This is a genomic window from Cupriavidus sp. BIC8F, from assembly GCF_032465815.1.
Lineage (GTDB): Bacteria > Pseudomonadota > Gammaproteobacteria > Burkholderiales > Burkholderiaceae > Cupriavidus > Cupriavidus necator.
On the sequence record NZ_CP136095.1, the window covers coordinates 1,842,534 to 1,864,946 of the forward strand.

Genomic DNA, 22,413 nt, shown 5'->3' on the forward strand with positions numbered 1-22,413 from the left:
CGGCGCGTTTGCATGCCGGGATGCGTGCAGGCGGCGACTTTTCAGTCGTGCAGGCGCCGCCAGGCTACCAGGTCCTCGATGGTCAGCACCGGCAACTGGTACATCTCGGCAAAGGCCAGCGCCTCTGGCCGGCGTGCCATGGTGCCATCCGGGTTCATCAGTTCGCACAGCACCGCGGCAGGCGACAGGCCTGCCATGCGGGCCAGGTCGACCGAGCCCTCGGTATGGCCGCGGCGCACCAGCACGCCGCCGTCGCGCGCCACCAGCGGAAACACATGGCCCGGGCTGACCACGGCATCGGTGCCCGCATCCCCGGCGATGGCGGCGCGGATGGTGGTGATGCGATCCGCGGCGCTGACACCCGTGCTGACGCCTTCGCGGGCTTCGATCGATACCGTGAAGGCGGTGCCGTACTGGCTGCGGTTGTGCTCGACCATCGGCCGCAGGCCGAGGCTGCGCACCTTGTCTTCGGTCAGGCACAGGCAGACGATGCCGCTGCATTCGCGGATCATCATCGCCATGTTGGCGTTGGTCAGGCGTTCCGCGGCCAGGATCAGGTCGGCCTCGTTCTCGCGGTCGTCATCGTCGAGCAGCACGACCGGGCGGCCTTCGCGCATGGCGTCCAGCGCCTGCGCGATGCGCGCGGCCAGGGAACGGGGGTCGGCATCGGCGGCAGGATCCGCGGACACCTCGGGTGCAACAGCTTCGGTGGAAAGGCTAGACATGAAACGCTCCTTGTTCAGCATCAATGGGCGTTCCAGGGGAAGGATCAACGGAGCCGCAGCGCCGCACGCCGCGCCGGAAGCGCGCGCACGAACAGCCGCGCCCTGCGCGCGGCGCAAGGCAACAGCAAACCGCCAGGCCGGGCAAGGCGCCAGGTCGCGCGGGCAAGCTCCGTCCATCTTCTTTCATCCGGACTATGACCGTCGGCCCTGGCCTCTCACCAGGTCTGCTGACCTCGCACGGGAATGCGAGCGCTCGCGGGCTCGCCGGACACGCACTGCGCGCCGCGGCATACCGCCGGTGGGGACTTTCACCCCGCCCTGAAGACGTAACGAACCGGTGCGGCCATGTAGCCGGCACCGGCCAGCGCATGTTAGCACGATTGTTGTTTTTTTCTTCGCGCGGGCGCTCACCCACGTTCGGCCATGTCCGACCATCGCAAGGTGCCTTCCCGTGTACTACAAATAAGGAAGGGAGGCAGCGCATGTGCAAGCGGTTCCCGCAGTGGCGGCCACCTCATACCTTGCCGGACAACAACGCAGCACCTCTTCATCCGTGCTTCCCATGCGCCGACTCGAACAAGAAGCCAGACAAGACCGCCATGTGAGTAGTTCCGCCTGCCATCCGCCCCCGCCCTGCCGGCGTGCGTGGCAACAGCGGGTGCGCCGCACCGTCGCCGCGGGCCTGCTTGCCCTGCCCTTGTGCCTGGGAACGACGGCGCGCGCCGCGCCTGCCGTGCAGATTGGCTACGGCTTCGACAATAACAACGACGTGCAGAAGGCGGAGGTCGCCATGTTGTGGGATTCGGGCTTTGCGTGGGGCAATCCACAAGGCTGGCAGGTCGACCTGCAATGGGAGGTCAACGTTGCGCGCTGGCGCAGCAGCAGCGACAACCAACCTAACGACCTATGGGAGTTCGGTGCCTCGCCGGTGGTGCGGATCGCATGGTGGCGCCACACCTGGGTGCCCTTCCTTGAGCTGTCGGTCGGGCCGCGCCTGCTGACCAGCACGCACACTTCGGCCGAGCACAACATTGCCACCGCCTTCCAGTTCTCGGACTACGCCGGGATCGGCCTGACGGTCGGCAAGGACCGGCGCTTTACCGCGGGCTACCGCTTCCAGCACCTGTCCAACGCCGGCATCAAGCAGCCCAATCCTGGCACCACCTTCCACGTCATTTACCTGCGCTACCACTTCTGAGCGCCGGCCGCTGCGGCGCGCCCTGCGTTTCAAACAGGGTGCGGGTGGCGTCGTCGGCCGGGAAAAAGCATTCGATGCGCAGCTCCTGCAGCGTGATGTCCTGTGGAATGCCGAGCGTGGTCAGGGTCGAGAACAGCGACGCGCGGAACGCGCCCGCATGCAGCACCACCGGCAGCAATGGCGCCGGCGGGCCATCGGTGCCGTCGTCCTCGCGCAGCAGCATGCCGCCCGGCCCCACCATGTCAGGATGCCAGGCGGCGATGCGCCCGAAGATCTCGCGCGCGGTCTGGTCGTGGGCCTGCACCTGCAGCTCCTGCCACACGCGCCGCAACAGGTAGCGCCCGACCTGGCGCGCGTTCTCGATCACCGGCCACAGGCCCTCCGGATCAAACACGGTCAGCATCAGGTTGATCCTGTGACTGCCTTCCGTTAGCGATGCCGGCGCGCGCCCGCCCAGCAGGGTATCGAGCATGCGCCGGTAGGCCGGGTTGGCATCCACCAGGTTCCAGAAGCGGTCCAGCACCACGGCCGGGTACGGCTCCTGCTTGGCCAGGATCAGCGCGATCGCCTGCTGCACCATCTGCAGCGGCGGCGAAGCCAGCGCGTGTTCGCTGTAGGCCGGTGCAAAGCCGCCGGCCAGCAGCAGCCGGTTGCGCTGGCGCAGCGGCACGCCCAGGCGCTCGGCCAGCGCCAGCACCATTTCACGGCTGGGGCGGGCGCGGCCGGATTCCAGGAAGGAAATGTGGCGCTGCGAGACTCCGGCCGCCAGCGACAACGCCAGCTGGCTGTAGCCGCGCTTGCCTCGCCAGTAGCGCAGCAGGCCGGGGAAGTCGAGGGTGGCCTCGGAGGCTGGGGTCAGCGTGTCCATGGCATGCATTACAGCATGCGCCGCGGCGTATGACCATTACCTGGCAGGTAATGGCTCCAATTCAGTCACCGCCTGCGGAGCGCCGGGCCCCGCCGCCCGCACCGCGTCGATCAGCAGGCGCATGGCCGGCGTCGCGGCCCGCCGCCGGCGCAGCACAATCCCATAGGGCACCAGCCGCCCTCGCATCGGCACCGGCAGGACCGCCAGTGCGCCGAGGGCGGCGAAGTACTCCGCGATGGCGCCCGGCACGACGGCAATGCGGTCGCTGTCCGCCAGCAGCGGCAGCGTGCCCATGATTGACGAGGTCTCGATGATGTCTTCCGGCAGCGGCACGCGGTTGTCGCGGAAGGTCTGGTCGATGATCTGCCACATCGGCACGGCCGCCGGCGGGATGATCCAGGGATAGCCAGCCAGGGCGGCCAGCTTGACGCTGCGCTTGCCTGCCTGCGGATGGCCGGCACGCGCCACGATGGCCAGCGACTCCTCGAACAATGGCTCAAAGGCGAGATCGTCGGCCATCGCACCTTCCGGAATGCGCCCGATCACCACGTCCAGCGCATCCTGCCGCAGGGCCTGCACCAGCACGTCGCTGGTATCGACCTGCATCAGGATATGCAAATGCGGAAAGCGCGCCTTGAGCGCATTGATGACGCCGGACAGCACCGAAGGCACCGGGGCCAGGATCGAGCCGAGCCGCACCTTGCCCACCTCTCCCGCGGCGATGGCGGCAAATTCATCATGCAGGGCATCCAGGTCGGCCAGCACCACGCGCGCGTAGCGGATCAGCGCCTCGCCGAATACCGTCGGCTCGATGCCGCGCGCATGGCGCGTAAACAGCAGCGTGCCGACCACGCTCTCGAGTTCGTGCAGGGCCTTGGTGACAGCCGGCTGCGATAGCGACATCTGCGCGGCGGCGCGCCGCAGCGAACGGTGTTCGGCCAGCGCAAGGGCCAGGCGCAGATGCCGCATGTGCAGGCGTTTGCGCAGGGTGGAGGCGCTGGACAGTGTGGCGGGGAGGTCTGGCATGGTGGCCGCTCAGGGTGATCTTCGGCGAAGATCGGGCTTTATAGCATGCGCCATCGCCGCTGACGCTCCTCTCCCGCTGAGTGCGAGAACAACCTTGCTCAGGCTAGCTCGAACGGCTTGGGAGCACAGATGCGATAGAACCTCGCCGCATTGCCAACCAGCACGCGCTGCCTGGCCACGGGATCTGGCAGCGCCTCGCAAACCGTGCCGAGGATCGTACCGAAGTCCGCGCTCAGGCCCGAGACCGGCAGGTTGCTGCCGAACATCGCCCGCTCATGTCCGAAAATCGCCAGCACCTCGCGCACGATGCGGCGGTTGCCCTGCGCATCCCAGCGCCCGCCGGCCAGCCCGAACTCCGACAGCTTGACCGACACATTGGCGCAGGCAGCCAACGCCTCCATGCCGGCGCGCCAGCTAGCCAGGCCCTCCTCCGAGCGATCCAGCGGCAGGCCTGCGTGATTGAGCGCGATCGGCACGCCCGGCAAGGCGGCCGCCACCTGCGCCGCCTCGCGCAAATGCCAGAACGGTACCCGCAGGTCCCACGACAGGCCGTGGCGCTCCAGCCGCGCCAGGTCATCCAGCCAGTCCTGGTCCTGCATCGACCCGGGGCGCCCGGCTACTGACTCGCCCGGCGCCAACGCCGTCAGCGGTTTGCACCGGATCCCCCTGACCCGCGCGAAGCCAGCCTGGCGCGCCAGCAGTTCGGCGCACCCAGGGGTCCCGAACGGTGCATAGGCCACCACCGCGGCAGCCATCCCGGGGCGCCAGGCCTGCCGGTGCAGCCACGCGGTCTCGTCAATGGCTTCGCGGCGGTCGCGTTCGGCTTCTATGTGCACGCTGGCCAGCACGGTGACGACGCTGGTGTCATGCGCGTACTGCGCCTCCAGGTAATCGCGGCGCAGAGTCTCGTAGTCGCCGAGAAAGAAGGTCTGCGGCCGGTATTCGTCCTGCAGCCAGGGATAGCGGCCGCGCCCGAGTTGCCACAGGTGGTGGTGGGCGTCGACGATGGCCAGGCCTGCGGGCAGCGCGCCAGTTGTTGCCCGGTTCATCGGCACCGCCTCGGCAACGTGGCAGCCAGGGCGCCAGCCAGCACCAGCGCGGCGACCAGCAAGTAGACACCGGCGCCCGCGCCGACGCGCTCGATCAGCACGCCAGCCGCATAGGGACCGCAGAATCCGCCCAGGTTGCCGAGCGCATTGATCACGCCGCGCGCAACACCTGCGTGCTCGGCGGCCAGCAACCGCGGCGGCAGGGTCCAGAACACCCCCGCGGCGGACTGCAGGAAGAAGCCGCTGCCGACCAGCAAGCCATAGGACACCCAGGTGTTGTCGTGCCACCAGACCGAACCGGCCAGGCAGGCGGCGAAACCCAGCAGCGGCCAGACCACGAAGGCCTTGCGCCGGCCGGTGCGGTCGGACAGCGAAGACATCGCGAGGATGCCGGCCATGGTACCCAGGTAGGGCAGCACAGCCAGCATGCCGACCTGCCCCATTCCGCCTCCTGTCAGGCCCTTCAGGATGGTGGGCAGCCACAGCGTATAGCCGTAGATCCCCATCTGATAGAGAAAATTGACGGCGATCAGGCGCCAGATCACATCCTGCGACAGGATGTGAGCCAACACCGCCCGCGTGCTGCCCGCGCCCTGCCCCACGTTCGCGCCAGCCACGGCTGCCTGCTGCTCTTCCTCGCGCAGGCGGGCCAGCAGATAAGCCTTCTCTTCGGCGGAAATCCAGCGCGCCTGCTCCGGCCGGTCACAGGCCAGCTTCCACCACACGCCGAGGCAGGCCAGCGAAATCAGGCCTTCCACGATGAACAGCCAGCGCCAGTCGAGCGCCGCGATCACCAGGCCCGACAGCGGCGCGGTGATGATGCCGGCGATTGGCACGAACAAGATCACCAGGGCGTTGGCTCGTCCGCGCTCGTGGTCGGGAAACCAGTTGCCGACCATGGTCAGCACCACTGGCAGCATGCCGCCCTCGGCCACCCCGAGCGCAAAGCGCAGAATCAGCAGTTCCGCCTCGTTGCGCACCAGTCCGGTCAGCACGGAAATGACGGCCCAGGCCAGCATCGACCAGGCGATGAAATTGCGCCCGCTGCCGCGCACGGCCAGCTTGCCGCCGGGAATCTGCAGGAACAGATAGCCGACAAAGAAAATGCCGCCGGCCAGGCCGGCCATGCTGGCACCGATACCGAGCGCGTCGCCCATCCCGCCCGGCATCGCGAAAGCGATATTGACGCGATCCATGTACGAGACGATGCAGACCATCAGGATCGGCGGGATGATGCGCCACCAGCGCTGGGCGGGGATGCTGGGCGCACCGGTGAGAGGTGTCGCGTCGATGGCGACGGACGTGCCGGCGCCGGCTTGGTCCAAGCCTTTCATACTCTGTCTCCGTATGGATTTCTGGGTATCAGCCGCCGGCATCTGCGCTGCCTTCGCGGCCTTGTCGGTTGAAACGCCCGCTGGCTACCGCGGCGGCAAAGCCAGGATGGCAAGACCGTCCGGTTCCTTGCCGGTGGTGAAGGCATGGCGCAAGGTCAGGCCAGGCAGGTCAAGCTGGCCGACGGTGTGGTCGTTGAGCGCGACATAGGCGCGGCTCGGGTCAGCCGGATGGAAGGCGAGCGCGATCGGCTTGGCGCCGGTATCGACCCGACCGGTCTCTGCGAGCGTGTCGGGGTCGAAAATGCGGATGCTGCGCTCGCCGTAGTTGAGCACGAACAGGTGGTTGTCCGGCGACCAGTAGATGCGGGTGGGGTCCTCGCCGGTCGGCACTGTGCGCACGGTTTCCATCGTGCGCGCGTCCAGCCGGGTAAGACTGTGATCATCGCGGCTGGCGACGTAGAGCGCCGCTTCGTCGCGACTCAGGCAGCAGCCCTCGGGGCGCCTGCCGGCGTACGCTGCGCGCGGAGCGCGGGTGGCGTCGTACGGGTGCACCAGTGTCACGGTATGCGACAGCAGGTTGGTCACGTAGGCACGCTCGCCATCGGCCGACAACACAAACAGATGGCTCTTGACCCCGCCCGCCGGCACCGCGCGGTCCGGCACCGGGCGCTCTAGTGGCGCCTCGAACACGAGCAGCATATTGTCGCGCTCGCTCAGCGCGTAGACGCGCCCTTGCCGGTCGATCTGCAGGCCATGGATGCGGTGATAGGGCGAGCAATCCAGCCGTGCCCCGACTGTGCCGCGCATCAGGTCGACCGCAATCACCGCGGCGCCGCCGTCGCCGGCATGTGCGAAGGTCTGCACACCATAGTGGCCGACGTAGCCGCACAGGCGCTCGCGGTCCACCACGAATTCATGGGGATAGTCCGGCAACTGCACGCTGAAGCGGCGCTCGCCGCCAACCAGTTCGTAGGCGCTGAAGCTATGGCCGAATTTCTCCACCAGCACGGCCGTCCATCGGTTGTCCATTCTGTCTCCTTGTGATTCGCACGCCTGTCGGATCCAGGCTTTTCGTAAGGGGGCACAGGTAGTGCCACGGACAGGAGTTTGGCGCGGCCAACGATAACTATCTATTGAATATTAGGCATCGAGCTATCTCCGCTGGTTATCGCTAAGCGACCGGAGCAGCCGCCACCATTGCCAGGCTGCCCGGCGCCGTGTCGTCATGCGCGGATGGTATGCTTGGTGCTTTCAACTCACACGCAAAGGGCGCGTACCCTGATGGAAATTGCCATACTACTGGCGCTGATTCTGCTCAACGGCCTGTTCGCGATGTCCGAGATCGCGCTGGTCACGGCCCGTAAGGCACGTCTGCAGCGCCAGATCGAGAACGGTGACCGCGGCGCGATTGCCGCGGTCCAGCTGGGCGAGGACCCCACGCGCTTCCTGTCCACGGTGCAGATCGGCATCACGTCGATCGGCGTGCTCAATGGCGTGGTCGGCGAATCCACGCTGGCGCAGCCGCTGGGCCTCTGGCTGCAAGGCTTCGGCTTGTCGCCGAACACGTCCGGCTATGTGGCGACCGCCATCGTCGTGGCCGGCCTGACCTATTTTTCCATCGTGCTGGGAGAACTGGTGCCCAAGCGCCTGGGCCAGATGGCCCCGGAAGCGATCGCGCGGCTGGTCGCGCGCCCGATCGGCTGGCTGGCCGTGGCCTCCACCCCGTTCGTCAAGCTGCTGTCCAGCTCCACGCGGCTGGTGCTGCGGATGCTGGGCACCAAGGTCGATCGCGGCCCGGGCGTGACCGAGGAAGAAATCCACGCACTGCTGGTCGAGGGCTCCGAGGCCGGCGTGATCGAGCAGCACGAGCACACCATGGTGCGCAACGTGTTCCGGCTGGACGACCGCCAACTGGCTTCGCTGATGGTGCCGCGCGGCGATGTCGTGTACCTGGACGTGGAGGAGACGCTGGATGAAAACCTGCACCGCATCGAAGAATCCGACCACTCGCGCTTTCCGGTTGTGCGCGGCGGCATGCACGACATCATCGGCGTGGTCAGCGCGCGCCAGCTGCTGGCACGCCGGCTGCGCGGCGAGGAAGCCGACCTGAAAGCCGCGGCGCAGCCGGCGGTGTTCGTGCCCGAGAGCGTGACCGGCATGGAGCTGCTGGAGAATTTCCGCGGCTCCGGCGGCCAGATGGCCTTTGTCATCGACGAATACGGCGAAGTGCTGGGCCTGGTCACGCTGCAGGACCTGATCGAGGCCATCACCGGCGAATTCAAGGCCGACGCCGCCGGCGAGGAATGGGCGGTGCAGCGCGACGACGGCTCGTGGCTGCTCGACGGTCTGATCCCGATCCCGGAACTGAAGGACCGCATCGGCCTGCGCCAGGTGCCGGAGGAAGAAAAAGAGCGCTACCACACCCTGTCCGGCATGCTGCTCCTGCTGCTGGGCCGCCTGCCGCAGATCGCCGACAGCGTGCAATGGGGCGACTGGCGCTTCGAGATCGTCGACATGGACGGCAAACGCATCGACAAGGTGCTGGCCGCGCGCCTGCCCCCGCAGGAAGGGCCCGAGGAAGAAACCACCGGCTGATCAGGCCAGCCAATCCGCCGCTGCCGGATTCCGGCGGCGGCATCAATCCAGGATCACTGCCGATGACGGCCATCTTGATCCACATCAAGTTGCAGGTTGCGACCAAGTCACCTTGGCGCAATTTGCAATGTTCCGCCCCTCCCCCTTCGCTTATGATCGGCCTGTGCGGCCCGCATGCGGCCGTGGCAGGCATGAATCACCAGGGCCTGACGACAAGCGCCGGCGGCCGCCCCAGCGGCCAGCCGAACGACCAAATCTGATACCGGGGAGACGCGGGCATCGCACGGCCATCAACAGGCGGCCCGCAAGACCATCCATGCATCCTGATGCTGATGACATCGCCGCGGCCGCGGGCGCGCCTGGCGCGATGCAGCCGTCCGCCCTGGTGTCCGCGCTTGCGGCACGCCGCTCCGGCACCGGGCAGCCAGCGACGATCCTTTCTATCCGCCTGGACCGCTTTGCCAGCGCCTGCGAAACCCTGGGGCCCCGGCGCGCGGCCAGGCTGCAGGCCATCGTGCAGGCACGCATCGCCTGCCTGCTGCCGCCCGGCGCCATCATGCACTGGATGGCGGCGGCAGACCTGGTGGTCATTACCGCGCTGCCTGACGGCGTGCCCGACCCCGGCCCGGTCGCCAGCCGGCTCGCCGACGACCTGTCCCGGCCGTTCGCGCTGGAGGGCTTCGAACTGTTTATTTCGTGCAGCATCGGCGTGGCCACCGACCATCCGGACATCCCGGCGGAACGCAGCCTGCAGCAGGCCCTGGACGCCATGCTGCGGGTCGATCGACGCGGGGGCGACGGCCTGGCGCGCGCCGACAAGCCCGCCGCGCCGCCGATCGCGCCCCTGCTGGCAGCCCTGCCCGACGCACTGGAGCGCGGCGAACTGAGCCTGCAACTGCAGCCGCGCGCCAACTTCGCCAGCGCCGTGGTCAGCGGCTACACCGTGCGGCTGCGCTGGCATCATCCGGCGCTCGGGCGGGTGGCGCCGCAGGATTTCCTGCCGGCGGTGGAGTCGCTGGGGCTGGTCGGCCGGATTGGCAGCTGGCTGCTGGAAAGCGTGCTGCCGCTGGTACGCGCCGCCGAAAACGTGGCCCCGCTGCAATTCACCCTGCTGGCCTCCAGCGCCCAGCTGCACCGCCCGCAGATGGTGGAGGCACTGGCCCAGGCCATCGACGCAGGCGGCATCGCACCGGACCGCCTGTGCATCGAAGTGTCGGCCAGCGCGGTGCCGGCCGACGCCGACATCATTGCCCGCTTTGCCGCCCTGCGCCGGCGCGGGCTGCAACTGACGCTTGGCGATTTCGACGACAGCCCGGGCTGCCGCCAGTTGCTGGCGGCGCTGCACCCGGACAGCGTCACGCTGGACGCGCGCCGGCTGGGCCATGCACCCCGGCCCGGCGATTCCGCCAACCGTGCCGACAGCCTGCGCGCCGCCTGCCGGCTGGCCCGGGGCGCCGGCGTGTCGGTCTGCGCCAAGGGAATCGAGACGCGCCAGCAGCTTGAGGCGGTGCGTGCCTGGGGCTGCCACAGCGTGCAGGGTTACCTGCTGGCGCAGCCATTCCCCGCGACCTGGCTGCTACAGACCCATGCGGCAATCCAGCAACGCGCCCGGGAGCTGCTGGCGCCGCACGCCTGAGAGGCGGCTGGCGTTGCGGCCGTTGCACGATTTACAAATTGGCACATACCAGATGTCAAACCGGCTCACAGCAGCGGTAAAATCAGCGCAAATCCCTCAATCCCTGAATCTCTCGATTCTTGAAATCCTCGAAAGGAGCCCGGCGTGAAGAAAGGTTGGATCTGGTGCGTTTTGTTTGCCACCCTGTTGGCTGGCTGCAACACGATGGCGGGGCTCGGCCAGGACATTCAGCGCGGTGGCCAGAAGCTTGAAAGCTCGGCGGACCGTCACAAGTAAGCCGCCAGCCCCAAAGTCTGATGCGGCCCGGACCGCGTCGAAAATGAAAACGGCACGCCATGCGGCGTGCCGTTTTCATTTGCGCTGCCGGTGCTCAGCCCTTGCTGCGCAGCGCCCTGGCCTGCTCGGCCAGCGTGCGGATGCGGCTCCAGTCGCCGCTGGCGACGGCGTCCTTGGGCACCACCCACGAACCGCCCACGCACACCACGTTGGGCAGCGCCAGGTAGGTCGGCGCCAGCGCGGCGTCGATGCCACCGGTCGGGCAGAAGCGCAGCTGCGGCAGCGGCCCGCCCAGCGACTTCAGCATCGGCACGCCGCCCGCGGCCTGCGCCGGGAAGAACTTGAGGAAGGTGAAACCGGCTTCCAGCGCCGCCATCGCCTCACTGGCCGTGGCCACGCCTGGCAGCAGCGAGATGCCCGCGCCCTGCGCGCCCTCGGCCAGCGCCGGGGTCAGGCCGGGCGAGACGGCAAACTGCGCGCCCGCATCGCGTACGGCGTGCAGCTGCTCGACGTTCAGCACGGTGCCGGCACCGACACAGGCCTGCGGCAAGGCTGCCGCCACGGCCCTGATCGCTTCCAGCGCCACCGGCGTACGCAGCGTGATTTCAAGCAGCGGCAAGCCGCCGGTGACCAGTGCCTCGCTGACGTGCAGGGCCTCGTCGACCGAGTGGAATTCCAGCACCGGGATCACCGGCACATCGGCAAGGCGTTGAAGCAGCGGGGAAGTCTGGTTTTGCATGGCTGTCTCAGAGTAGGGAGTGCAGAAGCAGGGTTTCAGAAAAGCAGGAGTTCAGGCCTACGGGGTCACGCGATCACCGACACCGACTGCGCCAGCCGGCCTAGCACGGTCTGGGCGTCGGGGATCGGCGCCACCGCGCCGTAGCCGGTGGTCGACAGCGCCGCGGCCACATTGGCATAGCGCGCCGCCTCGAACGGATCGGCACCCGCGGCCAGGCGCGCGACAAAGCTGCCGCCGAAGCAGTCGCCGGCGCCGGTGGCATCGATCGGCTTGACTGGATAAGGCGGCACCAGCGCGCGCGACTCGGGCGTGGCCACATAGGAGCCCTCTTCGCCCAGCTTCAGCGCGACCAGGCCGATGCCGCAGCCCAGCAGGTAGTCGACGATGGCGTCGCGGTCGTCCAGCCCGGTCAGCACGGTGATGTCATCCCAGCTGGGCAGGCACACATCGGTCAGCATGAGGGCCTCGCGCATGATGCCGCGCGCGCGCGCCAGCGACCACAGCCGCAGCCGCAGGTTGGTGTCCAGCGTGACCTTGGTGCCGGCCTTGCGCGCATGCTCCATCGCGTCCAGCCCGGCATCGCAGGCGCTGGTGCTGATGGCCAGGCTGATGCCCGACAGGTGCAGGTAGCGCGCCGCGGCGATCGCACCCAGCGGCAGATGCTCGTGCTGGTAGCGGCTGGCGGCAGAGCCTTCGCGCAGGTAGTCGAAGCGGTGGCCGTGGTTGTCGTGCGAGACAAAGTAGACCCCGGTGGGCGCGCTCGGGTCGATGCGCACGTGGCGGGTATCGACCCGCTCCTGCGTCCATAGCGCGCGCAGGCGCTCGCCGAAGGTGTCGGCGCCGACCGCGCAGATGTAGCCGGTGCTGGCGCCCTGGCGCGCAGCCGCAATGCAGAAGTTGGAAGTGTCGCCGCCAAAGCCTTGCAGGTAGCGCGACGGATCGTCGGGCTGCTGGTTGAACTCCACCAGCGGTTCGCCGTAGGCCAGGATGTCGATGCTCATGGGGCTGCCTGCCTCAGAAGAAGGTTTGCACGATGTCGATCACGCGCATGTCGCGGTCCAGCACCGGGATATGGCGCCACTTGTCGAAGGTCAGGCACGGGTGCGAGATATCGAAGGCGATCATGTCGCCAACCTGCACGTCGTCGCCCGGCTTGACCTGCAGGTAGGCGTGCTGGTCCATCATGCCGGTGACCTCCCAGTGCGCTGGCACGTCCACCGGCGCCTCGGTGCCGGGCCGGTACAGCCGTGCCGGGATCGGCATGCCGGCGTCGAAGGCCGCATCGCGCTTGCCCATGCCGATGATGACGCGGTCCGGCTCGGGGATCGACTGCACATAGGCCCACAGCTGCAGCGCCGGCAGCAGGCCCTCGCGCATCTTCTGCGCGACCGGGTTGCTGGCCAGGATGCGTTGCTGCGCGGCGCGGTAGATGCCCACGTCATGCGTCAGGTAGCAGCCCGGGCGCAGCACGATGTCGATCGGCGCGCCGATCTCGGTGCGCGCGAATTCCTCGGCCACCACGTCGTACCAGGCCGAGCCCGCGCCCGACATCACCACCGGGCTGCGGCCGAAGCGGCCTTCCCGTGCCAGCTGCCGCGTCACCGCCACGGTGCGCTGCAGGAACTTGCGGATATCGGCTTCTTCCTTGAGCACGCCTTCATAGATCTCGACGCCGGCCAGCGACAGCGCCTGCGGCCAGCGCGCCAGCGCGACCAGCACGGCCTGCTGCTGCGCATCGTCGCGCACGCCGGTGCGCCCGCCTTCCACGCCCAGTTCCAGCAGCACCTGCAGCTTCTGGCCGCGCTCCTGGAAGTACTTGCCGAGCTGGTCGACCAGCGCGGCCGAGTCCACCAGCGCGAAGAATTCGAAATCCGGATCGCGCAGCAGGTCAGCGATGATTTCCATATTGCGCCGGCCCACCAGCTGGTTGGCCATCAGTACGCGCTTGACGCCGTGCGCATGCGCGGCCGCGGTCTGGTGCGCGGTGGCCAGCGTGATGCCCCACGCGCCGGCGCCAAGCTGGCGCGCAAACAGCTTGGGCGCCATGGTGGTCTTGCCATGCGGCGCAAGCTGCACGCCGTATTCGTTCATGAAGCGGCGCATCCATTCCAGGTTGTGCGCAAGCCGGTCTTCATAGAGCACCGCGGCCGGCAGGCTCAACTCTTCCTGCAACAGGTTCCAGCCGGTCTGGCCGGCCGCATCCGGGGCGATCGGGGCTTCCATCCGGCCCAGCGCCTTGTTGAGCGGATCGATCACGCCGGCCTGATACTTTATTTCACGCATGCTTGTCATCATCCTGAAAAAATCTGATTGACGTAATGATAGCCCTGAAAATAAGATATTTCATCCTTGTTATAAAGTAACACGCAGATGCCCGGAAGGGCTAGCCGGGACAACGCGATTGGCACCCGCCACGTGCGCCAATCACAGTTATAGCCCCTGCCCGCGGGCACTGCCGCCTCCGTCACATTTCGATCCGACCCGTCTTCCGACCAGACCTGCCGCCCATGACCGCGCCCTTCGACATCCTGACCCGCATCGCCGAGCGCGGCCCCGCGCTGCGCCTGGCCGAGCAAAAGGTGGCGCAGGTGGTGCTGGAAGACCTGGCCGGCGCGGCCGCCGCCAGCATCAATGAGCTGGCGCGCAAGGCCGGCGTCAGCGAGGCCAGCGTGACGCGCTTTGCCAAGGCCATCGGCTGCCGCGACGTGCGCGACCTGAAGCTGCGCCTGGCCCAGGCCACCGCGGTGGGTGCGCGCTTCCTGCAGCCCGGCAGTGTTCCGGCTGGCGAAGCCGCCCCGGCCACGCTCGCTGACAGCATCCACGCCGACATCCTCACCGCACTGGAAGTCAACCGCGGCATGATGGATGCGAAGCGCATCGAACAGGCCGCGCGCCTGTTGCTTGGCGCACGCATGGTCTACGCTTTTGGCATGGGCGGCGGCTCGTCGTTCATGGCCGACGAGGCGCGCCATCGCCTGGCGCGCCTGGGCCAGCCGGTGGCGAGCTACCAGGACGCCCTGCTGCAGAAGATGGTGGCGGCCACGCTGGGCCGCGACGACGTGGTGCTGGCCTTCTCGGCCAGCGGCCGCGTGCCGGAGATGCTGGCCAGCTGCGATATCGCGCGCGAGTACGGTGCCCGCCTGGTGGCCGTGACCGCGCTGGGCTCGCCGCTGGCCGCGCGTGCCGACGTGCTGCTGCCCGTGCGCACGCTGGAGACGGATTTCATTTTCAAGCCGTCGGCATCGCGCTACGCCATGCTGATGGTGCTGGACGTGCTGGCCACACAATGCGCGCTGTTGCAGCCGGACCAGAGCAAGGAGCGACTGCGCCGGCTCAAGTACGTGCTGGACACCCACCGCGGTGAAAGTGCCCCCGCCAGGGGCCCTGACAGCCGCCAGCCGCTGGGAGACTGACCATGCCACACCTGTTCGATACCCTGATCCGCTGCGTCACCCTGATCGACGGCTCCGGCGCCGCCGCGCGCCTGGCCGACGTGGCCCTGCGCGACGGCCGCATCGCCCGCATCGATGAAGCCGGCGCGATCGATCCAGACGCCGCCTCGCATGTTGTCGAAGGCGACGGCCTGGTCCTTGCACCGGGCTTTATCGACGTGCATACGCACGACGACACCAACGTGGTGCGCCAGCCCGAGATGACGCCCAAGCTGTCGCAGGGCGTGACCACGGTGGTGGTCGGCAACTGCGGCATCAGCGCCGCGCCGGTGACACTGGCGGGCGAGCCGCCCGACCCGATGAACCTGCTCGGCCATGCCGACGCCTTCCGCTACCCGGATTTCAAAAGCTACGTCGATGCGGTGGAAGCCGCGCAGCCCGCGGTCAACGTTGCCGCGCTGGTCGGCCATACCGCGCTGCGCAGCAACCATATGGACCGCTTTGACCGCGCCGCCACGCCGGAAGAAATCGCGGCAATGCGCGCGCAGCTGGAAGAAGCGCTGCAGCACGGCGCGTTGGGACTGTCCACGGGCCTGGCCTACGCCAACGCCTTCAGCGCGCCGACCGATGAGGTGCTGGCGCTGGCCGAACCGCTGGCCAAGGCCGGCGCGCTCTACGCCACCCACCTGCGCAGCGAGTTTGCCGAGATCCTCGACGCCATGGACGAGGCCTTCCGCATCGGCCGCCATGCGCGCGTGCCGGTGGTGATCTCGCACCTGAAATGCGCGGGCGTGGCCAACTGGGGCCGCAGCACCGAGGTGCTGGACGCGCTCGACGGCGCGCAGCGCTGGCAGCCGGTGGGCTGCGACTGCTACCCCTACACCGCCAGTTCCTCCACGCTGGACCTGAAGCAGGTCACCAGCGACTTCGACATCATGGTGACCTGGTCCGAAGGCGCGCCCGAAATGAGCGGCCGCCTGCTGGCCGACATCGCCGCCGAATGGCAGGTCGACCTGCACGAAGCCGCGCGCCGGCTGATGCCCGCGGGCGCGGTCTACCACTGCATGGAAGACGCCGACGTCGACCGCATCCTGAGCCATCCGGCCACGGTGGTCGGCTCGGACGGGCTGCCCAACGACCCGCTGCCGCATCCACGCCTGTGGGGCGCCTTCCCGCGCGTGCTGGGCCACTACGCCCGCGACCGCGAGCTGTTCCCGCTCACGGTGGCCGTCAACAAGATGACCGGCATGTCCGCCGAGCGCTTCGGGCTGCATGAGCGCGGCTTCGTGCGCGAAGGCTACTGGGCCGACCTGGTGCTGTTCGACGCCACCACCATCCGCGATGCGGCCAGCTTTACCGATCCCATGCAACCGGCCGAGGGCATTGCCGCGGTCTGGGTCAACGGCGAGCTGTCATGGCAGCAGCGCCAGACCACCGGCGTGCGCGCCGGCCGGTTCCTGCCGCGAGGCTCGCGGCCTGAGTTCGGCGCCGCCTGACCGGCGCGCTGCCCTCCTTCCTTCCCATATCCAACACATCCCAGGAGTACCCATGGACATCAAACGATTCGGCGTCGAAGGCGGCACCGGTACCGGCGGCCAGCACATGCCCTTTGCCCGCGCGGTTGCGGCCGATGGCTGGCTCTATGTCTCCGGCCAGGTGCCGATGGTCAACGGCGAGGTCATCGACGGCGGCATCGTGCCCCAGACCCACCAGGCCATCAAGAACGTGCTGGCCATCCTGGCCGAGGCCGGCTACGGCCCCGAGCACGTCGTGCGCTGCGGCGTATGGCTGGACGACACGCGCGACTTCGCCTCGTTCAACAAGATCTTCAAGGAATACTTCGGCGCCAACCCGCCCGCGCGCGCCTGCGTGCAGTCGAGCATGGTGGTGGACTGCAAGGTCGAAGTGGACTGCATCGCCTACAAGAAGCCGGCGGCCTGAGCCTGCTGCCTGCGGATTGCGTACTCCCCTCTCCCAACCGCGGGAGAGGGGAAAAACTAAAAACTAACCCCTGCCGCCACAAGCGGCCTTTTTTCCACACAAGGAGACAATATGGGTGCCGTCACCGGAACCACGCTCTTGGTGTATGCGCTGATCGCAGTGATCGCACTGGTGGTGCTGATCGCGCGCTTCAAGCTCAACCCCTTCATTACCCTGGTGGTCGTTTCGGTGCTGCTCGGCTTTGCCGTGGGCATGCCGATGGGCGACATCGTCAAGTCCTTTGAAGCCGGTGTCGGCGGCACCCTCGGCCATATCGCGCTGGTGGTGGGCCTGGGCACCATGCTCGGCAAGATGATGGCCGAATCCGGCGGCGCCGAGCGCATCGCGAACACACTGATCGATTTCTTCGGCGCGAAGAACGTGCATTGGGCGATGGCCACCATCGCCTTTATCGTCGGCCTGCCGGTGTTCTTCGAGGTGGGCTTCGTGCTGCTGGTGCCGATCGCCTTCAACGTGGCCAAGCGCACCGGCACGTCGATGGTGCTGGTCGGCATCCCGATGGTGGCCGGCCTGTCCGTGGTGCACGGCCTGATCCCGCCGCACCCGGCCGCGCTGCTGGCGGTGACCGCCTATGGCGCCGACATCGGCAAGACCATCATGTACGCGCTGATCGTTGGGATTCCCACGGCAGCCCTCGCTGGCCCGCTGTTCGCCAGGCTGATGGACCGCTACGTCAAGCTGCCCGAGGTCAACCCGCTGGCGGACCAGTTCACCGAAGAGGATGAGCGCGTCAAGGCATCGCATGAATTGCCGGGCTTCGGCATCACGGTGTTCACCATCCTGCTGCCCGTGATCCTGATGCTGATCGGCAGCTGGGCAGACCTCATCGCCACGCCCAAGACCTTTGCCAATGACTTCCTGAAGCTGATCGGCAACTCGGTGATGGCGCTGCTGATTGCCGCGCTGGTGAGCTTCTACACCTTCGGCAAGGCGCGCGGCTTCAACCGCGAGACCATCCTCAAGTTCACCAACGAGTGCGTGGCGCCCACCGCCATCATCACGCTGGTGGTCGGTGCCGGCGGCGGCTTTGGCCGCATCCTGCGCGACTCGGGCATCTCCAACGCCATCGTCGACGTCGCCACCGGCGCCAACGTGTCGGTGCTGGTGCTGGGCTGGCTGGTGGCGGTGATGATCCGCATCGCCACGGGCTCGGCCACGGTGGCCATGACCACCGCCGCGGGCATCGTCGCGCCGATCGCCGCCAGCGTGCCGGGCACCCGCCCGGAACTGCTGGTGCTGACCACCGGCGCCGGCTCGCTGATCCTGTCGCACGTGAACGACGGCGGCTTCTGGCTGGTCAAGGAGTACTTCAACATGACCGTGACCCAGACCTTCCAGACCTGGTCGGTCTGCGAAACCATCATCTCCGTGGTGGCACTGCTGCTGACGCTGGGCCTGGCCACGCTGATCTGAGCGTTTCCTCCCGCGCCCCCACCCCGGGGGCGCGCCAGGCGGCCCCGGCAGGCCCCGGTGTCAACCGGGATTGGCTTGCCTGCACGGGCCGTCCCAGCTTCATGGCCGTGGCTGCCTTCGACGGCATGGGCGCGGTCTACGAAAGCTGCACGCGCATTTTCAAGAGTCAGCGATTCCTGGATCCGCTGCATGGATTCAAACTTCGCCCGCCCTGGAAATGCGACATCTCTCATCGATTCCCCGGCACCGACAGCAAATACTGGTGGCGTCATCGGATCACCGATGATCGGGTGTGGAAAGCCCGGATGTTTAAGGTGGACAGGCGTTGCGCTTACAGCGGGCAACGCCTGTGTGCTCGCATGAACCAAGTTGGTTCCCTGGCGGGCCGGGCGAGGCAGCCGCAAGGCTGACCGGTTCCCCACCTTAGACCGGTCTTTCCACCCTCGCTGTCTGGCCCGCCGCCCTCATGTGGAAATGACTGGCGCGCATTCACTAGTGGGGAATCAATGACAACGATCGATGAAATGACTAACGAATGCCTGCAGCAGGTTCGCGCTGGTATTGACGGAGTTCTCGTACTTATGGATCACGAAAGCGAACGCTCGGAGGGCTGCTTCAGCGCGCTTTGCCTGCTTGGCAGGGTGAAGGCGCAGCTTGATGGACTGCTGGCCGAACGGGAGCGGATGCTGTAGCGGCCCGGTGGCATGACGGGGCAGTCACCGTCACACCATCCTGCGGGCAACCTTGCCTAGATGATTTTTTTGATGCAAGATGACATCAAATATGAGGCAAGGAGCAGCTATGCGCACGACCGTCACTATCGACGACGCCCTGTATGAACAAGCACTAGAGATGGCCGACCCTGGCATGGACAAATCTGATCTTTTTCGTGAGGCAATCAAGACTTTCGTGCGGGTGCAAGCAGCCAAGCGGCTCGCTGCGCTGGGTGGCACCGCTCCCGACATGGAAGATGTGCCACGTAGCCGCATGGAACCCGAATCGAAATGAGCGTGCTCGTCGACACCTCTGTGTGGGTGGACCATTTCAAGAACCGCAATGACGCACTGGTCAGTTTGCTCGTGTCGGATCAAGCACTGACCCACCCCATGGTCCTGGTTGAACTAGCCTGCGGGACGCCCCCGGCACCGCGTGCGCGGACACTCGGTGACATCGGGCTGTTGCAGCCCGCAAGGCAGGCGAGCCTGGCAGAGGTAATGGCGTTCATCGAGCACGAGAAATTGCATGGACTGGGTTGCGGCCTGGTGGATGTCTCATTGCTGGCTTCCACTTTGATTACGCCAGGCGCACGGCTGTGGACATTGGACCAACGTCTCAACGGCTTGTCAGTGCGTTTTCGTGTGGCGCATCGACCCAAGCTTCACTAGGTCACGTGAAGCGCGGCGACTCTATTCAGCAACGAAGCACTGGCTGCTGAAAGCGACCGGCAGGTTAACCTGCACCAGGTTCGCGACGGTTTTTGGCCACGTCATACCCCGCCCACACTCATCAGCGCATCCAGCCGCGCCTTGTCTGCCAGCAACACAGCGCCGTCCGACGCATGCACCACCCTTCGCCGGTCCAGCACCATCGCCCGCTGCGTCATCGCCAGTGCCAGTCGCGCATTCTGTTCCACCACGATCACCGCCATGTCCGACTGGCCGATCAGTTGCCGGATCACCCGCTGCAGTTCCTGCACGATGATCGGCGCCAAGCCTTCCATCGGTTCGTCCAGCAGCAACAGCACCGGGTTGAGCATCAGTTTGCCGCGCAACTGATCAACGCAACGGTTTACAAGGGTCCGCCCGCAGCCTAAGGTCAACCAGTCAGTGACCTGCCGGGAACCACCCCATGTCGATCGACCGCCGCTCCTTCCTCAGCCTGGCAGCCGGCCTGGCCGCTACCGGCCTCGGCCCTGTGCTGCCCGCCCATGCCGCCACCGTCGCCGCCCCCTTGCGCCGCAACATCCCGGGCACCACCGAAGCCCTGCCCGTGATCGGCATGGGCACCGCCGACACCTTCAACGTCGGCACCGGCGCCGATGAACGCAAGCCGCTGGCGGAGGTGATGGGCCTGCTGCTGCAGAGCGAAGGCTCGGTCGTCGACACCGCGCCCAGCTACGGCAGCGCCGAAGTCGTGACCGGCGACCTGCTTCGCGCGGCCAATGCCCGCAGCCGGGTGTTCCTGGCCACCAAGATCTCGGCCAAGTCCGGCGCGCCCGCACAGGCGCAATGGGCGCACTCGATGGCCGACCTGCAAGTGGACAAGATCGACCTGCTGCAGATACACAACCTGATCGACTGGCAGGCCAACCTGCGCTGGCTGCGCGAGCTGAAGGAACAGGGCCGCATTCGCTACCTGGGCATCACCCATTACCGCGAGGACGCGCACGAGGCGCTGGAGAAGATCGTGCGCAGCGAGCGCGTGGATTTTGTCCAGATCAACTACTCAGTGGCCGAGCGCAATGCCGAACGCACACTGCTGCCGCTGTGCGAAGCGCGCGGGGTGGCGGTGCTAGTCAACCGGCCATTCCAGGACGGGCGCCTGTTCCGCGTCGTCAAGGACCGCCCGCTGCCGCCGTGGGCCGGCGATATCGACTGCGGCTCGTGGGGCCAGCTGTTCCTGAAGTTCATTGTCAGCCATCCCGCCGTGACCGCGGCGATCCCGGCCACTTCCAAGCCGCGCAACATGGCCGACAACCTTGGCGCCGGACTGGGCCGCATGCCCGATCCCGGCCAGCGCGAGCGCATCGCCGCGCTGCTGCGCTGAGCCGTATCGATCGTGGACAATCCCGCGCGCGACCCGCCTGCCGGTGGCCTGGCCCGGCTGCGGCGCGGTTTCGGCATCCACCCCGGCGAGGGCGGAGCCGTGGTGGCCGGCTTCCTGTTCTTCTTCTGCCTGTTCGCCAGCTATTTCATGCTGCGGCCAGTGCGCGAGACCATGGGCATTGCCGGCGGCGTGAAGAACCTGCAGTGGCTGTTCACCGCCACCTTTGTCGTGATGCTGGCCGCGATCCCGCTGTACGGTGCGGTCTGCGCGTGGCTGCCGCGGCGCCGCTTCGTGCCCTGGGTGTACGCCTTCTTTGTCGCCAACCTGCTTGGCTTTGCGCTGGCCACTCGCGCCCTGCCTGACAACGTCTGGCTGGCGCGCGTGTTCTACGTCTGGCTGTCGGTGTTCAACCTGTTCGTGGTGTCTGTGGCATGGAGCCTGATGGCCGATGTGTTCCGCCCCGAGCAGGCGCGCCGTCTGTTCGCACTGCTGGCCGCCGGCGCCAGCGCGGGCGGGCTGGCCGGCCCCGTGCTGGGCGGCTGGCTGGTGCCGCAGATCGGCCTGACCGGGCTGATGCTGCTGTCGGCAGCGCTGCTGGCCGCCACGCTGCCCGGCGTGGGCTGGCTGTTCGGCTGGCGCCGCCGCGCCGGCGCGGGCGTGGTGCAGCCGGGCGAAGCCCCGGCCGGCGCGGCGCAGGATCCGGCAAACCCCATCGGCGGCAGGCTGCTGGCCGGGCTGTCGCTGCTGCTGCGTTCGCGCTACCTGCTGGGCATCGGCCTGTTCGTGATCCTGCTGGCCACGGCCAGCACCTTCCTGTATTTCGAGCAGGCGCGGCTGGTGGCCGACGCCTTCCCGGAACGCACCCGCCAGACCCAGGTCTTCAGCGCGCTGGATGCTACCGTGCAGGCGCTGACCATCCTGGTCCAGCTCTTCTTCACCGGCCGCATGGCGCGCCGCTATGGCGTCTCGCTGCTGCTGACCGCGGTGCCGCTGGCAGTGACCTGCGGCTTTCTCATACTGGCGATGCTGCCGACCTTCGGCGTGCTGGCCGGCGTGATGATCCTGCGGCGCGTGGGCGAATACGCGCTGCTGCGTCCCGGGCGCGAGATGCTGTTCACCGTGGTCGATCCCGAGACCAAGTACAAGGCCAAGAACGTGATCGACACCGCCGTCTACCGTGCGGGCGATGCAGTCAGTGCGTGGGTCAAGACGGGGATCGATGCGCTGTCGGGCCATCCCGCCACGGTGGCCCTGGCTGGCGCAGTGCTGGCGCTGGCGTGGGCGGGATTGGGGTGGTGGCTGGGGCGGCGGCATGAGGGGCAGCTGGGCCCGCCGGATGCCAGTCTGCGCCGTGCCGTGGGGAATACCGCTGCACGCTAATGCCCAGGACAAGGG

Annotated in this window: 23 protein-coding genes, 1 pseudogene and 1 riboswitch; of the genes and pseudogenes, 14 read left to right on the plus strand and 10 right to left on the minus strand. The window is 67.5% G+C overall.

Annotated elements, in window-relative coordinates; translation table 11 throughout:
* Positions 1-41: 41 nt before the first annotated feature.
* Entirely contained in the window at positions 42-725 is a 684-nt protein-coding gene (gene ribB, locus RS901_RS28505; protein ID WP_316153860.1) for a 3,4-dihydroxy-2-butanone-4-phosphate synthase, read from the minus strand.
* Between the two features lie 171 nt (positions 726-896).
* A riboswitch (FMN riboswitch) is annotated at positions 897-1,055 on the minus strand.
* A gap of 328 nt (positions 1,056-1,383) precedes the next feature.
* On the opposite strand from ribB, the gene RS901_RS28510 reads away from it, so the two are divergent.
* On the plus strand, positions 1,384-1,923 hold the full coding sequence (locus RS901_RS28510; protein ID WP_316153861.1) for an acyloxyacyl hydrolase: 540 nt from the start codon (positions 1,384-1,386) through the stop codon (positions 1,921-1,923).
* Here RS901_RS28510 and RS901_RS28515 read toward each other — a convergent pair.
* The 5 genes from RS901_RS28515 to RS901_RS28535 all read right to left on the minus strand — a co-directional run bounded on the left by RS901_RS28515 (position 1,898) and on the right by RS901_RS28535 (position 7,229).
* Positions 1,898-2,791, minus strand: a complete 894-nt coding sequence (locus RS901_RS28515) for a helix-turn-helix transcriptional regulator (protein WP_316157313.1) — start codon at positions 2,789-2,791, stop codon at positions 1,898-1,900. The genes RS901_RS28510 and RS901_RS28515 overlap by 26 nt on opposite strands.
* 36 nt (positions 2,792-2,827) lie before the next feature.
* Entirely contained in the window at positions 2,828-3,817 is a 990-nt protein-coding gene (locus RS901_RS28520; RefSeq protein WP_316153862.1) for a LysR family transcriptional regulator, read from the minus strand.
* A 98-nt stretch (positions 3,818-3,915) separates the two neighbouring features.
* Positions 3,916-4,866 carry an amidohydrolase family protein gene (locus RS901_RS28525; RefSeq protein ID WP_316153863.1) on the minus strand — a complete coding sequence of 317 codons (951 nt, stop codon included), beginning with the start codon at positions 4,864-4,866 and terminating at the stop codon, positions 3,916-3,918.
* Entirely contained in the window at positions 4,863-6,200 is a 1,338-nt protein-coding gene (locus RS901_RS28530; protein WP_316153864.1) for an MFS transporter, read from the minus strand. The genes RS901_RS28525 and RS901_RS28530 overlap by 4 nt, the downstream gene beginning before the upstream one ends.
* Positions 6,201-6,284: 84 nt before the next feature.
* Positions 6,285-7,229, minus strand: a complete 945-nt coding sequence (locus tag RS901_RS28535) for a YncE family protein (RefSeq protein ID WP_316153865.1) — start codon at positions 7,227-7,229, stop codon at positions 6,285-6,287.
* 252 nt (positions 7,230-7,481) lie between these two features.
* Between RS901_RS28535 and RS901_RS28540 the strand changes: the two genes are divergently transcribed.
* The 3 genes from RS901_RS28540 (at position 7,482) to RS901_RS28550 (ending at position 10,707) form a co-directional block, all read left to right on the plus strand.
* Positions 7,482-8,795, plus strand: coding sequence for a hemolysin family protein (locus RS901_RS28540; RefSeq protein WP_041228620.1), 1,314 nt, complete (start codon positions 7,482-7,484; stop codon positions 8,793-8,795).
* Positions 8,796-9,111: 316 nt separating this feature from the next.
* Complete coding sequence (locus RS901_RS28545; RefSeq protein WP_316153866.1) at positions 9,112-10,431, plus strand: GGDEF domain-containing protein; 1,320 nt, start codon at positions 9,112-9,114, stop codon at positions 10,429-10,431.
* A 144-nt stretch (positions 10,432-10,575) separates the two neighbouring features.
* Positions 10,576-10,707 (plus strand): entericidin A/B family lipoprotein, encoded by a 132-nt coding sequence (locus tag RS901_RS28550; protein ID WP_010814145.1) that lies wholly within the window; start codon positions 10,576-10,578, stop codon positions 10,705-10,707.
* A gap of 94 nt (positions 10,708-10,801) precedes the next feature.
* Here the strand turns inward: RS901_RS28550 and RS901_RS28555 are convergent, their stop codons facing one another.
* The 3 genes from RS901_RS28555 to RS901_RS28565 all read right to left on the minus strand — a co-directional run bounded on the left by RS901_RS28555 (position 10,802) and on the right by RS901_RS28565 (position 13,729).
* Positions 10,802-11,446 carry a bifunctional 4-hydroxy-2-oxoglutarate aldolase/2-dehydro-3-deoxy-phosphogluconate aldolase gene (locus RS901_RS28555; protein WP_316153867.1) on the minus strand — a complete coding sequence of 215 codons (645 nt, stop codon included), beginning with the start codon at positions 11,444-11,446 and terminating at the stop codon, positions 10,802-10,804.
* A gap of 65 nt (positions 11,447-11,511) precedes the next feature.
* Positions 11,512-12,447 carry a sugar kinase gene (locus RS901_RS28560; RefSeq protein WP_316153868.1) on the minus strand — a complete coding sequence of 312 codons (936 nt, stop codon included), beginning with the start codon at positions 12,445-12,447 and terminating at the stop codon, positions 11,512-11,514.
* Between the two features lie 13 nt (positions 12,448-12,460).
* Entirely contained in the window at positions 12,461-13,729 is a 1,269-nt protein-coding gene (locus tag RS901_RS28565; protein WP_316153869.1) for an amino acid deaminase, read from the minus strand.
* A 224-nt stretch (positions 13,730-13,953) separates the two neighbouring features.
* Here RS901_RS28565 and RS901_RS28570 point away from each other — a divergent pair, with 224 nt between their 5' ends.
* The 8 genes from RS901_RS28570 (at position 13,954) to RS901_RS28605 (ending at position 19,637) form a co-directional block, all read left to right on the plus strand.
* Positions 13,954-14,859 carry a MurR/RpiR family transcriptional regulator gene (locus RS901_RS28570; protein ID WP_316153871.1) on the plus strand — a complete coding sequence of 302 codons (906 nt, stop codon included), beginning with the start codon at positions 13,954-13,956 and terminating at the stop codon, positions 14,857-14,859.
* A 2-nt stretch (positions 14,860-14,861) separates the two neighbouring features.
* Positions 14,862-16,334, plus strand: coding sequence for a D-aminoacylase (locus RS901_RS28575; protein WP_316153872.1), 1,473 nt, complete (start codon positions 14,862-14,864; stop codon positions 16,332-16,334).
* Positions 16,335-16,386: 52 nt separating this feature from the next.
* The gene (locus RS901_RS28580; RefSeq protein ID WP_012355941.1) at positions 16,387-16,779 is read left to right on the plus strand and encodes a RidA family protein; all 393 of its coding nucleotides are present in this window, start codon (positions 16,387-16,389) and stop codon (positions 16,777-16,779) included.
* Between the two features lie 111 nt (positions 16,780-16,890).
* The gene (locus RS901_RS28585) at positions 16,891-18,252 is read left to right on the plus strand and encodes a GntP family permease (protein WP_316153873.1); all 1,362 of its coding nucleotides are present in this window, start codon (positions 16,891-16,893) and stop codon (positions 18,250-18,252) included.
* 107 nt (positions 18,253-18,359) lie between these two features.
* The gene (locus tag RS901_RS28590) at positions 18,360-18,662 is read left to right on the plus strand and encodes a hypothetical protein (protein ID WP_316153874.1); all 303 of its coding nucleotides are present in this window, start codon (positions 18,360-18,362) and stop codon (positions 18,660-18,662) included.
* Between the two features lie 96 nt (positions 18,663-18,758).
* Positions 18,759-18,944: a DUF1484 family protein gene (locus RS901_RS28595; RefSeq protein ID WP_316153875.1), complete on the plus strand. Its 186-nt coding sequence runs from the start codon at positions 18,759-18,761 to the stop codon at positions 18,942-18,944.
* Between the two features lie 109 nt (positions 18,945-19,053).
* Entirely contained in the window at positions 19,054-19,260 is a 207-nt protein-coding gene (locus tag RS901_RS28600; RefSeq protein ID WP_316153876.1) for a type II toxin-antitoxin system VapB family antitoxin, read from the plus strand.
* A complete protein-coding gene (locus RS901_RS28605) occupies positions 19,257-19,637 on the plus strand; it encodes a type II toxin-antitoxin system VapC family toxin (RefSeq protein ID WP_316153877.1) in 381 nt (126 codons plus the stop codon). Before RS901_RS28600 ends, RS901_RS28605 begins: the two co-directional genes overlap by 4 nt.
* 101 nt (positions 19,638-19,738) lie before the next feature.
* Here the strand turns inward: RS901_RS28605 and RS901_RS28610 are convergent.
* Positions 19,739-20,011, minus strand: a pseudogene (locus RS901_RS28610) (ABC transporter ATP-binding protein); the annotation flags it as partial.
* A gap of 89 nt (positions 20,012-20,100) precedes the next feature.
* On the opposite strand from RS901_RS28610, the gene RS901_RS28615 reads away from it, so the two are divergent.
* Together RS901_RS28615 and RS901_RS28620 are read left to right on the plus strand one after the other, a co-directional pair.
* Positions 20,101-21,018 (plus strand): aldo/keto reductase, encoded by a 918-nt coding sequence (locus RS901_RS28615; protein WP_316153878.1) that lies wholly within the window; start codon positions 20,101-20,103, stop codon positions 21,016-21,018.
* Positions 21,019-21,030: 12 nt separating this feature from the next.
* On the plus strand, positions 21,031-22,398 hold the full coding sequence (locus RS901_RS28620; protein WP_316153879.1) for an NTP/NDP exchange transporter: 1,368 nt from the start codon (positions 21,031-21,033) through the stop codon (positions 22,396-22,398).
* Positions 22,399-22,413 lie beyond the last annotated feature (15 nt).